The following is a 13,427-nucleotide window of genomic DNA, read 5'->3' as shown; positions in this document are numbered from 1 at the left end:
ATGAAACAGATTTAGGTTTTAAAAATTGATTTATCGGAGTCCATCAAAATCATCTTTTCTCTTAGCATATCATCAACATGGTTTTATATGATTTACAGTGGGCAACTATTTTTCTTTGTTTGCTAAATTCTATCGTGATTTTCACCTCATCGCCTAAGGAGGAAACCCGCTGCTGTGAGCTATTAATCTTGATTTATGCCATTTGATGAAAAACGGTTATAACGCAATTGGAAGGAGGTACGGCGCGGCAATCTTGTTTCCATGACACGAGATTTCTTCCTCCCTTTGGTCGTCGTATGACGGTTAAAGGTATTGCCCCATCTGGCTCCCTTTGAAAACTATTGGCTATTCTCCACTACTCACCCACCTATTGATCACCTTTTGGATTTCACCGGACTCTTTTTGCTTCAGGATTTCAATATCGACCAACCGTTTTAGACTCGATGCTTCATAAAAGGCAAAACCATAATTCTGCGGCAGGATATTCTTTTTGCTCAACACGAATCGGTCTTCATCATGCCCCCTGTAGGTGTATTCCAGCGCAATCACGTCATACACCAACGCATCCACCTCACCACTGGACAGCATTTCAAAACCCTCATTAATGTCAGCTACCGGCTCCGGCCTTCCCCCCACGGTGGTGATGTTATCAATGATCTTTTCATTATCGGGAACAACCACTTTTCTTCCTTCTAAATGAAGCAAAGAAGTAATGGTCTCGTCCTCGCCTTTTATTTGGGAAATGGTAGTAGCGATACCTGCGACAAAAGAGGTTGCGGTGATCAAGGAAATAATCATCCATACACCGACAATGACCCTACCGGAAAGTGTCTTGGGCGCCAGGTCACCATACCCCACTGTGGTCATGGTCACGATCGCCAGCCAGATGCCGTTACCAATTCCGCGAATAGTGCTGTGTTTCCCTTCTGGAGAAAGGGTATTTCGCTCCACCACCCACAACAACACCCCTACAATGGAAAGGGCAAAAATCAGTCCCAGCACACCAAACAGAAAAGTGGTACTGAAGATCGGCTTGACATAATCCCAAAACCCCTGTTCGATCTTTGGAGCCAAAATGGCCATTTCTGTTTCAAAAAACGGTTGTGAAAATGTCACGTTTGCGGCACGGTCAGAGTTTATGGTTATTGGACCTACCAAGACATCGATCGTTTGATTCTTGACTGCATCAAGGCCAGAAGTTACATTTTTAAAGTGCGTCAATTCATAATTCAATCCCCCCTGAAATGCTATATCCCTCCATAAATCCACCGAAATACCATCTGCCTCAGTATTCGGAATGACAAAGGGCTGGGAGCCCGTAAACCCCACTTGGATGACAGAATCCCTCTTCATCTGAGCGTAACTATTTCCACAAAATGATAATAAGTAAAAAAACAGTATTAGACGGATCATTTGACTACGTTTTAGTTTTAAATTTTATTATTGACTGAAAGGAAACCTCCCTGAACATCGTCGTAATGCAGCCTTTGAAAGCTGGAAGCCCTAAGAATATAAAAAATCACTTGCCAAAAAAACGTAAAAAATAACGAAATAAACAACCTATTCAACAGTTATCTCTTTTAAGTCCCATCAAGGCACCGTCCTATTTCGATAGGCTTCTATCTTAACAATTGCAACCGCTAAATATGCTGGATATTATGTTACAAGAATTCCCAATATTCCTCTTTATTGACAATGGAATCATTCATTTATCTTTTTACTTTATTCAATTCAGTCCTAAATTCGTTCATTAATTAAAATCATCGGAAAAAGTGGCCGGTTGCTTAAATGGAGGAGTCTGCCTGTGCGAGCGGAGGCTTTGATTTTAGGCAAATAGCTCACCGCAACGATTTTTTTGTTCCTTTTTTGACCTGAAGCAAAAAAGGAACAAAGGTGATGAGGTGAAAATCATATAGGAATTTAGCAAACAAAAATAGTTACCCACAGTAAACCATATTTAACCAAATATGATAGATCAGTTGTTTTGAGAATTCAGTTTTTCATCTAGTTCAGCATCTCTCTTCAGGGACTTCTTTCTCCAGTAATTGGCCAGAATAGACCCAGAGATATTCATCCAGGGACTAAATACCGCCGGAGCCAGGCCAACCGTAGCCAGTTTCCCCATAGAACCTGCCAGCCCAGATGCCATTCCGCCATTTTGAAGCCCTACTTCCAGTGCCATGGCACGGGCAGAAGGAACATCCAATCCCAACAACCGGCTCAGCCAATAACCAAAAAAGTAGCCCAGACCATTATGAATCACCGAAGCCACAAACAGTAGTGTCCCTACTTGCAGTAAATTGTCCCGACCGGCAGCAGTGGTTACAGTAGTAAAATACACAATACCGAACATGGACACATAAGGCATCAGCCTGTCCAGCCTTTTGATCTGGTGCGTACAAAGATGATAAACAACACCAAACACCACTGCTCCCATAAAAAAGCTTAAAATCTCAATAGATTGTAAGGTTTCGGCCGTTGTCATATCAACAAACGCCTGCCAAAGCCCAAGTGGTAATGCCAACAGATAAACTGCAAATGCTCCTGCTACCATGTAAATGCTGCTCTTTACTTTTTTTCCGGCCATTTTTAAATAATCATGCAGCAGGGCGGCCCCGATAGGTACCAGTACGATCTTAATGATATTGATCATCATACCAAAAAATTCGATTTCGATAAGGGCTCCTGCCAGCGTCTTCATCCAAAAAGGGGTCATTAACGGTGCCAGCATGGTAGCCATGGCCGTCACCGTGACGGAAAGCACCAAGTTTGCCCTGGCCAAATACACCATCACATTAGAAGCTAACCCGCTGCTGCAGGCTCCCATCAGAATGATCCCTGCGGCAATCTCAGGATCAAAATCAAACATCCTTGTCAGCATAAAACCCACTAAGGGCATAATGCTGAACTGACTCAATAAGCCCACCAACACTCCCTTGCCGGTGCTGGCCAAATTGGAAAAATCACGCAGACTCATCTGGATCCCCATCCCAAACATCACTGCCTGTACCACGATCAAAATCAACCATTTGTTCCTAAGATCGACCTCTCCCCAATGCAAAAAAGCATCTGGATAGATCATTCCCGCTACCACCGCCGTCACGATCCAGGCGGTATATTGGTAGCCCTTAAACTTTTCAGAAGCCCCCAACCCAAGTGAGAATAATACGCTGAACATCACCGCTGCTATTTTCCATACATCAGCATAGCCCAATGCCAAAGCAATGATAAAAACCAGCAAAACGACCGGTGAACACATTAACAGAAACTTTCGAATCCTGAGCATGGGAAGGGTTATTGGGTTAAATGTTATTATGTTTGAAGTTGGGAACGTAGCAAGGTGGATTGCTATTAAGTCGTCATACGAGCCTGCCTGGCTGTAAACAGGCCTGTCTACAGCCATCGGCAGGGTGCCTTCGACGTCGCAATCCCGTATTAAGAAAACGAGGTTGCTTCGCTGCGTTCGCTATGACGTTAAAAACATCGGTCATCAGACTTTGGCAAGCCCCTTACTTCCTCAGGCTTGCCAGGTACTTTACCGCCTCGGGTGGACTGGCCACGATAGGCACCTTTTTATCAGCATCATCCAGCTCTTTTACGACCCTAGCCATGGATGCTTGCGCCAGGAGGATCACATCCACTTCAGAAGCAAGCTCCTTAAGTGCTTTGGCCACCATCTCATCGTGCTTTTCTGGCTCACCACCCATCAAGGCCTCAAAAGCCCCATCACAGAGCTTGGAAGTCAGGATGATATCCTTTCCAAGCACTTTGGCTCTTCTTCTTACCAAATCAGAAGTAGGCTCCAGGGTAGTAGGCAAGGTGGCCACCACTCCGATTTTCACCCCGGTTCTGATCGCCAGATCGGCCATGGGTTGGTCTACCCGAAGAACCGGCACCTCCGTTAGTTCAGCAGCAGCTTCTACAGCAGCACCGATCGACGAACATGTAACCATAATCTGATCTGCTCCCGCAGCTTCGGCTGAGCCTACATAATCCACCACTCTTCTGGCCGTATGCGGCGTCAGCTTTCCTTTGTTGATCACATCTTTGATCAGGCTGTCGTCTACAATATTGAATACTTTCACATCCGGCAAATGCTCATCACATAGCTGTTGGAAAATCGGCACCAGCGTGGCCGAAGTATGGATCAATCCTAATGTTTTCATAGTTTTCAATTGTAATATTTGAAAATTGGAAGATTGGAAAACTATGCCGCTCCAAAGATATACTGATGGCAAAAGATTGGCATGCACTCTCCTCATCTCCCTTTATTTAATGTGAATTCTGATACCGATCACCTGCCCTCTGGACTATCCGCCTCATCTGTGTCATTCCGAATGTCTGGACAGGTACTGCGTTCCCTTCGTACTTTTACCTCCTATCTGGTACTTCATCCAGTTCCACTCATCACCTTCACAAAGTAATCGTCGGCTCCCACCTGACCGCCCTTAAAGTTGACCTCCATGCCGTCAATTGGCGATCCAGGAGCATGGGCTTTACACAATGGAGCACCAGGCACCAATGGAGCAATCATCTCTACCGCTTCTATACCAAGGGCTCTTGCTACTTTGCTGGAGGTATCTCCACCGGCTATCAAGAGCCTCTTGAAAGGAAAACCCCTGGCAGCCTTTCCGGCAATCTCTCCCAATGCCTTTCCGAAGAAATCTGCGGTCTTGGCACTGACATCCTCCGGAGCAACACCCTGATCCATTAATATTATTCGGGTTTTCTCCATTCTCGGATCACTGCTTCCACAGGCCGTATGGACAATAACACTTTTTCCCTGTTCCAATATTTTGACTACTTCCCCAGAATAACTTAAAAAAGCATCTGGCTGATTGGCAATCTTTTCAGGTTGTAAAGATATTTCTTCAAAGCCATGGGCAAGTGCATGGGCAATCTGTCCTTCCGTGACGGGAGAACAGCTACCTGAAAGCACCAGCATAGGCGCTGCCTCTCCGGGATTTTCCCAGGTTTCATCCTGCTGGAGGACACCTTCCTCTTTCCAAAAGGCCCCCAAGGCCATTTCAATCCCAGAAGAGCCTACGGAAAAATGTGCTTTATCCTTTCCCGCGCCATCAATCATTCGTCCGATGCCGGCCATTTGCCTCGAATACATGGCATCGAAAAGCACTATTTTAGCCCCATTCTTCACCTCGCGATTTAATGCTCTTTCCATAACACTTCCACCATTTTCCACCTCCAGTATATCCACCAAGCCCACTTTCAGATGCGTCTGCTTGGCCAAATGAAGACGCAAGTCGCTCTCATCCGCTGGCGTGGTCGGGTGCTTGCTCATGGATGGATGCCTGTCGAGGCGATGGATCTTGCCTTGGCTTCCGATGCCCATCCGGGCAAATAGGTTTCCAAAAGCACAATATCGTCCTAATGCTGGAGCTGCCACCAAAAGGGAAGCGTACGGGGTTTGAAAAACATCCAGTCCCACTTCCAAAGCCTTGCCTATACTGCCAATTTTAGGAGAGGAATCAAAGGTGGAGCAAACTTTATAGTGCACCTGTTGGGCACCTGTCATCTTCAATGCCGAAAATGCTTCTATAAGCTCCTTCTCCATCTCTTCAGGCCCCATAGCACGGGTCATTCCAGCCACGCCAATCGCCTGAATCCCCTTATACCTGGACAACTGCTCAGGCGTAGGTGGCGCGATAAACAACACCGTCTTCACACCTGCCCTGCTTAAGAAATCCAAGGCATCAGAAGAACCTGTAAAGTCATCTCCATAATAGGCCAGTAACAAAGGAAGGCTACCTGTATCCATTATTTTTTCCCAAATTTTTGAACCGAAAGGCCAAACTCTTTATACATTTTCGCGGCTTCTTCCACCGAAATCCCCTTCACAGCTGCCTGCCATGCTTGCTGCAGCGCTTTTACACCACCGGCAGGGCCAGCAGGATGTGCCATGATCCCTCCACCGGCCATGTACAGCAAATCGGTAGTCTGTGTTCTCCGATAGGTTTCCGGTGCCTGGCCGCCCCATTGTCCCGAAGAAACTACCGGCATCACCTGATAACCTCCTAAGATCGGAGCGAGGCATGCTTCGATGGAGCTCACCACAGAATCATCCGACTCCCAAAATTTATTTTGAATACCATTTACATGCAATTGATCCACTCCGGCCAGTCTCCACAGCTTTTGATAAGCCCGAAAGTCAATGCCCAGCAGCGGATGCCTGTTGAGCATGCCCCAGCCGTTGCGATGGGCATGGATGGCCAGCTCCCTACGGTCGCAAATCTCCTTTACCCCTGCCATACCAACGCTATTGATGCTCATCATGGCACAAGTGCCGCCACTTCCCACCACTTTATCGTAATGCTTGTGCATGGCTCCTATTTCATCGGAAATATTAAAAGCATACATGACCTTTTTGCCGGTCCTATCTGCATGGGCATTGATCACCTGCATGATCGCATCCACCCGTTTGTCAAAGGGGGAATTGGCAGCAGATCCCATCAGCTCATCATCCTTGATAAAGTCGATCCCCGCCTCCGCCAGCGTTTTCACCAAAGTAGCGGTTTCTTCTGGGCTCATACCGATACTTGGTTTGATAATGGTTCCGATCAAAGGTCTTCCCTCAGCCACCCCTGTCAATCCCCTGCAGCCTTGGATACCAAAAGCGGGGCCGGCAAACTGCCGGGCAAAGGATGCCGGTACTTCCAGATCCATCAGCTTCAAGCCAGTAAACTGGGTGATTTCATAGAGATTGCCCTGTAACGTAGACACCATCGTGGGCAAATTGTAGCCGAAATTTTCTATCGACCAAGATACCGTGATGATTGCCCTGTGGTATTGTCCACTGGCTGATACTGCACCCGGTATCGCAGGATGGCTGACAGTTTCTAACTTTTCAATGGATTCCACTCTGGCGGCAAAGCGTTGCTTCAGTTCGGCTGTTTCACCGGGCACCGCTACAAAAGTCCCAGATGATTGCTCCCCAGCCAATACCTGAGCCGCCGCTTCCACCTCATAAGGTGTTTCGATAAAGTATGTTGCTGAAATTCTTTCCATAAAATGAAGGAGGGAAAAGGTAAATAGGCCGATGATAAAAAAAGTAAGACGGGAGAAATCCCCCATCCTACTTAAAACCTAATAAAACCCTATTGATACAAATGTAACTAAGACACTTTATATCAGCATCCTGAACTTACCTGCTTGTTTGATTGGGTAATTCAAAAAAGTGAAAGATTTGAAAATTGGCATTCGGTTGGGGACTATTTTGAGGCTATATCAGAACACGACCGTCATTTCGACGGTAGAGCCTGTCCCGACTTCCATCGGGAAGAAATCTCTTATTTAAAATTGAGATCCCTCCTCAAGTCGGGATAACAACGAATTAGAAATTGTGATTTATACAACATTTTTTTTAATCCAGCCCAATGAAACACATTGGGCTAATGTAGGTAATAAAGGGACTATCTGCGGCCTGTAAGGCCAGCTAAAAATCTTCCTGGTTAAACCTAAGTTGACTATGAATTCGATGTCATTCCGTCCCCGATAGTATCGGGGCAGGCTATTGCGACAACCGGAGGGAGGAAACAATCTTGTATTCTTAAGACGGGATTGCCACGTCGCAGGCTCCTCGCAATGACGTAAATAAACCGTCATTGCGAACGCAGTGGTAGCGGAGTGAAGCAATCCCGGTTAGTTAAACGTCATACTAAGTTAGTATCGGGAAAAATGTTGTAAAATTATCGGAATATTATTTGGTTTGCCTGAAAAGCGGGACGCTGCTACCAGGTAAAGGTATTCCCGTGCATATTGTTTGGCTAGATGGAAGAACTGAGCTGGGCTTTCAGCCTGCGTTAGCGGAATATTTTTGGGCTTATGCCCCATTTTTAAATGCGTTTGCCCTAGCCAAAACCTAACTAATCCTCATTTTTAAAGCTCCACCCCTCCTTCTTCGCTGGACAGATGGGCCGCCTCCACGCAGGCCATGGTGTGGATACAGTCTTCTACGCTGTTGTCGGGCAGGTAACCAGGATTTTCCAATGTTTTTTCCATTTCGGCCATGGAACCAATAAATGCATGCGGAAACCATGTCCCCTCGATAGGTACTTCTTTCCACTGCGGCTCCTTCCCCTCTTCCAACACCACATATTCAAATTTATCCGCTGTTCCTTTTGGGTAATTTTTCAGCAGGCCCATTTCTATTAAAACAGCTCCTTTGGTTCCCTCAAATTTCACATAGGATTGTTGGTGTTTTAGTCCAAATTCATGGGCATGATTGGTCAGGATATTGGCTCCTTTCCTATCACCATAATCCATGATGACATTACTTTTGACAGAAGCCAATTTGGCCATCTTTGGATGCTTGATGGTTTTGGCGTACACTTTTTTGGGATTGCCATAGAATGAGCGGATCAAATCCACGTAATGGATACTGTGGTATAGGATTTCCACTCTTTTGGCAGAAAACAAAAAATCCCAGAGATGCCATGGCGTATAAACATTGATTTTGATCTCTATATCACAGAGTTCACCAATTTGTCCGGAAGTGATGATCTCCCTTGCCTTTTGGATATACGGTGCATAGCGCATCTGGAAGTTAATTCCAGCTTTTAACTTTTTTCTGCGGCAAAGCGCCAAAATGGCTTTGGCAGCTTCCAGGTTTTCCCCCATCGGTTTTTGGATCAAGACCACTGCTCCATCAGGTAATTTTTCCAATATGCCCAATACAGCATTTCCCGGCACGGCAACGTCAAATACGGTATCCTCAGCCGCTTGTCGTACCAGCTCCTCAACAGAAGCGTAGACTGCGGGAATGGCAAACTCTCCGGCCAACGCCTCGGCCTTTTGCTTATTGAGATCAAAAATTCCTGCCACGTCAAAACCAGCTAACCGATACGCCGGCAGATGCGCATCCTTCACAATTCCTCCTGCACCGATTACTTGTATTTTCATATTACTTTTTCTTCCTAAACGTCACTGCGAGAACGACCTGCGGAAAGACGCGGCAGTCTCGCTTTTAAATAGGAGATTGCTTCACTCCGTTTTCATTTTGTTCGCAATGACGTTTATATTAATCATTGTTTACTTTCGAATGTACATTAAAATGTGAAAAAAATTACTTTTCCGAAAATGTAAATTCTCTGGGCCTCCGCGAGAAACACACTACCCTCCGATGGCATTCCCCACTGTCAGTGCCAAGACAGCAACCAGCAATACCGCCAAGGCCAACACCAAGGCCCAAATCGTTTTGCCTTTGGCATGAATCCATTCTTTCATCACTAGCCCTGCCACGGTGCTGAACATCACCAGCATAATCATGTGTACCGCCCAACTGGTAAACTTATAATCTCCCATCTGGACATGCCCCAATCCATAAAAGAAAAACTGCGAATACCACATTAGCCCCGTCATGATGGCAAACAGGTAATTTTTGGTCAAAGGAGATTTGGCCCTCTCGGTGAATTCCCCGAACGTCCTCTGCTTCCGGTGAAGCGACAGGCAATAAGCGAGGGTCACGATAAATGCTCCCGTATTGGAAAAAATATAGATCACATTGCTCTGAAAGCCTCCTGCACCGTATTTCACGGCAACATCTGCGATGGGCTGACCCTGGTCAATGGAAAACCCATACAAGGCAGAAAGCACTCCCGCCAAAATACAAAGGGGCAATCCTTTCGAAACTGAAAAATTGGATTCAGCGCTCTTGTCGAGCTTGGCCAAGTCCAATTCCTTGTACCGTCCTGCCAGTCCACACAGCGCTATCCCAAGCACTCCTAAGACCATTCCGATCACAATCCAGCTGGCACCTTCCTGCTGTAGTACCGCCGACAATTCTCCCTTCACCAAAGGAGGCAGTAAAGTACCTACGACACAAGAAATCCCAATCGAAATGGCATAGGTAAGCGAAAAACCAATATAACGAATGGCAATGCCAAATGCGGTACCTCCTACACCATAAGCCATTCCTAAACCAAAGGCCTTCCACATTGCATCTGTCGGAGCCTCTTCCAATACTTTCATCAGCTCAGGAATCGTCAACCAAGCTCCCACTATCGGCAGTAGAAACCAGCAGAAAAATGCCTGTGCCAACCAATACGTCTGCCAGGACCAATTGGTCACTTTTTTTTGCGGCGTATAACAAAGTGCCGCAAAGGAAGCCCCCACAGCATGAAACATTACTCCACCAATTACACTCATTTTAGGTTATTTTAAATTTAAAGATTTGAAGATTGAAAAATTAAAAGATTCCTAAGATCACGCGTTGGGGCAGCCATCAGCTCCTATCTTTCGTCTCTACACTCTTCTTTACCGTATATAATTAACTGATTTTAAATAATTTACTATAATAATTTCCATAAACGCTGGGACAAACCTTCTTTTCCAGGGGTTAAAACCCGTGGCGATGGATCTTACACTCCGCTGGGATTATATAATCATACCCTGCTAAATCTCAAGTTTAGCATATAGCTATTCTCTACTCCCCGGTACAACCACGTCTTAGCGTTGTCCCGCCGGCTCTGACGCGGGAGCACAAAGACTGAGTCTCCCGACTCAACCTTATATTTTTAATATCTGCACTATCCCACCTAACCTCCCCACCGCGGCGGGGAGGAACAAATTGTACTTCCCTGATTATAGTTGACCGGATTAATTATTAGATTTCATTGTCAAACCATAGTAATAATTGATCTTTCATTAGATGAAAGTGTTGACCAATTCCTTTCAAACTCCTCCGGACTTTTGCTATAGCGAGAGCTGTGACCAAGCAGGCTTGTCTGGTGCCAAACAGACTTGTCTGAAGCCAAGCAGGCTTGTCTGAAGCCAAGCAGGGAGGAACGATGAGGCAGTCTCGTCTAAAGAGAAGGAGATTACTTCACTCCCTTGCTCTGCGTTCGAAATAACCTGCCCCGAAACTTTCGGGGACGTTATTCTCATGTCTCAATACTCATAGCTCACTACTTGATACTCTCTACCCTCATTTGATCCCATAAAATTCCAGCCCATTCCCGTACAACACCTTGGACTGCTCCTTTTCATACAAAAGGGTATCCAACACTTCCCGATAGCGTTTCCAGGAATATTCATAGCTTCCTGCCAGTAGGGACACGGGCCAGTCTCCTCCACAAAAGCAACGCTGCATCCCAAAAGTGTCCAGTACAAATTCGACATAAGGCAGAATATCATACCGTCCCCATTCGAAAGGCTTTCCCGAAGTAGTGCCCATCCCTGAGATTTTGACATGGAATTGTGGATGCTCTGCAGCCTCGCGCATTTTATTGCCCCACTCGCCAAAATGTAGCCCCTCCTTGATCGGTGGTTGATTCAGGTGATCAAAGACCATTTTCAGATCGGAAATTTTTTCGGCCACCTTTAGTGCAGTATCAATGTGTTCCGGCAGTACGCCCACCAAATCATAAGTAAGGTTATGATCGGCCAAAAGCTGTAAACTTTCCAGCACTGCTGGCTGCAACAACCACTTTGGATCTGACTCGTCATGGATAAGGTGACGCACACCACTGAAATAGGGGTTGTTAAGATAATGGTCTTCCAAAGCCTTTGCTGTCGCCGCAGGATCCATCAAAGGCAACCAACCCACCACTCCCTTGATCCAGTCATTGGCAGCAGCCACTTCCAGCATCCAGTTGGTATCCTCAAAATTATTGGCTGCCTGGACCAGTATACCGGTGGTCACACCTGCTGCTTTCCGCTCCACCTCAAGGTCTTCCAATTGGTAATTTTGATTCAGGATAGAAGTGTCATTTTCCAGCCAGCTATATGCTGCCTTCTCAAAATCCCAAATGTGAATATGTGTATCTATAATGTTCATTGCTTTTCTTTAATCAAAATATTACATAAACGCGTCATTGCAACAACCGGAGGGAGGAAGCAATCTCGTATTCTTAAGACGGGACTGCCGCGTTCCCCATAGCTCGGGACAGGCTATACTTCCTCGCAGTGACGGGAAAGGACTAGGAATTGCTTCGTCATCCTTCCTCTGTTGTCCCGCTGTCTCTGATACGCCACGACGGGTAACGAGGGATTTCACCCCTAGGGGGTTAGTGCAAGCCGTGTCTATTTCTGCTATCATCCCTCTTAGTATTTTGCTCTTTCATAATACTCCCCTCTTACACTTGATATCTTTTGTCTTACTTTTTTACTCTTGGCTCTTTACTCTATCTTCCTACTTTGTACCTCGTACTTCTATCTTCGTACTTCCCCCTTCATACTTCATCACCGGGCATCCAAGCCAAATTCACGAACAATAGCGTCATTATGCTCTCCCAGAAAAGGGGCTCCTCTTTCGGATTTCAGTCCCTGACCATTGACCCGGATAGGACAACGGGTGGTTTTGATTCGATCACCCTTGGTGGTTTTCACCTCCATCTCCATCTCTAGGACTTGATATCCATCTTCTTCCATCATCGCTTCCATGTCCAGCACTTTCGCACACCAAATATCCGCAGGTTCTAAAATATCCAGCCAGTGCTGCGTATCTTGATTGGTCAAATGTTCAGCCAGCAAAGCCTTGATTTCATCCCGCTGATCAAACCAGCTTTTGGGATCGGCAAAGACGGCAAGTTCTTCACAGCCCAATAACTCCCCCAATGTCAATATATTCCCCATGGCCAAAGCCAAATAACTGTCTGCGGTAGCATAAACTCCATATGGTGCGGCCACATAGCAATGACCATGATTGGCCTTACTTCGCTGGGGAAGCTCCTCGCCGTCATTCAGGAATGTGGTAAATACCTCAAACTGGAAATCCATAGCCGATTCCAGCATGCTTACCTGCACCAAGGCTCCCTGCCCAGTTTCCTCTTTGCGGTAAAGGGCGGCCAGAATTCCTTGTGCCAATTGGGTACCTGCCAGAATATCCACCACAGAAATCCCCATTGGCACCGGCGCCTTGTCCTGTTCCCCATTGAGATAAGGTAGGCCTGTCAATGCCTGCAACAACAAGTCCTGGCCAGGCAACCCTTCCCACGGCCCATCCTGGCCGTAGCCGCTGATTTCAGCATAGATCACCTGGGGAAACCGCGCTTTTACCGATGAATGATCAAACCCCAATCGCTTCATCACGCCGGGACGGAAATTATGCATCACCACATCGGCCTTTTGGATCAGCTTCCAAATGACTTTTTGATCTTCAGGATCTTTCAGATCCGCGGTGAAACTCTCCTTGTTTCTGTTGATGGTATGGAAAATGGTGGACTCCTCCGCAATTTTCACTTCAGACACATACAGTTGCCGGCAAATGTCTCCTGTCCCGGGTTTCTCTACTTTGATCACTCTGGCTCCCAGGTCCGCCAGCCGCAGGCTCGCCGATGGCCCTGACAAAAACTGGGAAAAATCGATGACTGTTATTCCTTCTAGTAATTGCATGGGTGAGTTATTGGTTAATCGTTACTGGTTATTGGGTTATCGGTCGACAGTCTACTGTCCGCAGTCCACTGTTCGGTGGT

At 46.3% G+C, this 13,427-nt stretch carries 9 protein-coding genes; all 9 read right to left on the bottom strand.

Translation table 11 applies throughout. The features are described 5' to 3' along the window. Positions 1 to 345 precede the first annotated feature (345 nt). A complete protein-coding gene (locus tag FKX85_RS08135) occupies positions 346 to 1,353 on the bottom strand; it encodes a transporter substrate-binding domain-containing protein (RefSeq protein ID WP_229239800.1) in 1,008 nt (335 codons plus the stop codon). Positions 1,354 to 1,975: 622 nt separating this feature from the next. Further along, positions 1,976 to 3,286 (bottom strand): bile acid:sodium symporter family protein, encoded by a 1,311-nt coding sequence (locus FKX85_RS08130; protein ID WP_141614257.1) that lies wholly within the window; start codon positions 3,284 to 3,286, stop codon positions 1,976 to 1,978. A gap of 223 nt (positions 3,287 to 3,509) precedes the next feature. Beyond that, complete coding sequence (locus FKX85_RS08125) at positions 3,510 to 4,166, bottom strand: aspartate/glutamate racemase family protein (RefSeq protein WP_141614256.1); 657 nt, start codon at positions 4,164 to 4,166, stop codon at positions 3,510 to 3,512. 224 nt (positions 4,167 to 4,390) lie between these two features. Next, a complete protein-coding gene (locus tag FKX85_RS08120) occupies positions 4,391 to 5,776 on the bottom strand; it encodes a four-carbon acid sugar kinase family protein (RefSeq protein ID WP_141614255.1) in 1,386 nt (461 codons plus the stop codon). After that, positions 5,776 to 7,023, bottom strand: a complete 1,248-nt coding sequence (locus FKX85_RS08115) for a ribulose-bisphosphate carboxylase large subunit family protein (protein ID WP_141614254.1) — start codon at positions 7,021 to 7,023, stop codon at positions 5,776 to 5,778. Before FKX85_RS08115 ends, FKX85_RS08120 begins: the two co-directional genes overlap by 1 nt. Positions 7,024 to 7,893: 870 nt before the next feature. Beyond that, complete coding sequence (locus FKX85_RS08110) at positions 7,894 to 8,916, bottom strand: Gfo/Idh/MocA family protein (RefSeq protein WP_141614253.1); 1,023 nt, start codon at positions 8,914 to 8,916, stop codon at positions 7,894 to 7,896. 210 nt (positions 8,917 to 9,126) lie between these two features. Continuing rightward, a complete protein-coding gene (locus tag FKX85_RS08105; protein ID WP_141614252.1) occupies positions 9,127 to 10,161 on the bottom strand; it encodes an L-rhamnose/proton symporter RhaT in 1,035 nt (344 codons plus the stop codon). Between the two features lie 778 nt (positions 10,162 to 10,939). Continuing rightward, positions 10,940 to 11,791: an amidohydrolase family protein gene (locus FKX85_RS08100; RefSeq protein WP_141614251.1), complete on the bottom strand. Its 852-nt coding sequence runs from the start codon at positions 11,789 to 11,791 to the stop codon at positions 10,940 to 10,942. A gap of 404 nt (positions 11,792 to 12,195) precedes the next feature. After that, the gene (locus FKX85_RS08095) at positions 12,196 to 13,347 is read right to left on the bottom strand and encodes a CaiB/BaiF CoA transferase family protein (RefSeq protein WP_141614250.1); all 1,152 of its coding nucleotides are present in this window, start codon (positions 13,345 to 13,347) and stop codon (positions 12,196 to 12,198) included. Positions 13,348 to 13,427 lie beyond the last annotated feature (80 nt).

The sequence above is a fragment of the Echinicola soli genome, assembly GCF_006575665.1.
Taxonomy (GTDB): Bacteria; Bacteroidota; Bacteroidia; order Cytophagales; family Cyclobacteriaceae; genus Echinicola; species Echinicola soli.
The sequence above is the reverse complement of the archived record's forward strand: the minus strand, read 5'-3'. Positions and strand labels throughout refer to the sequence as shown.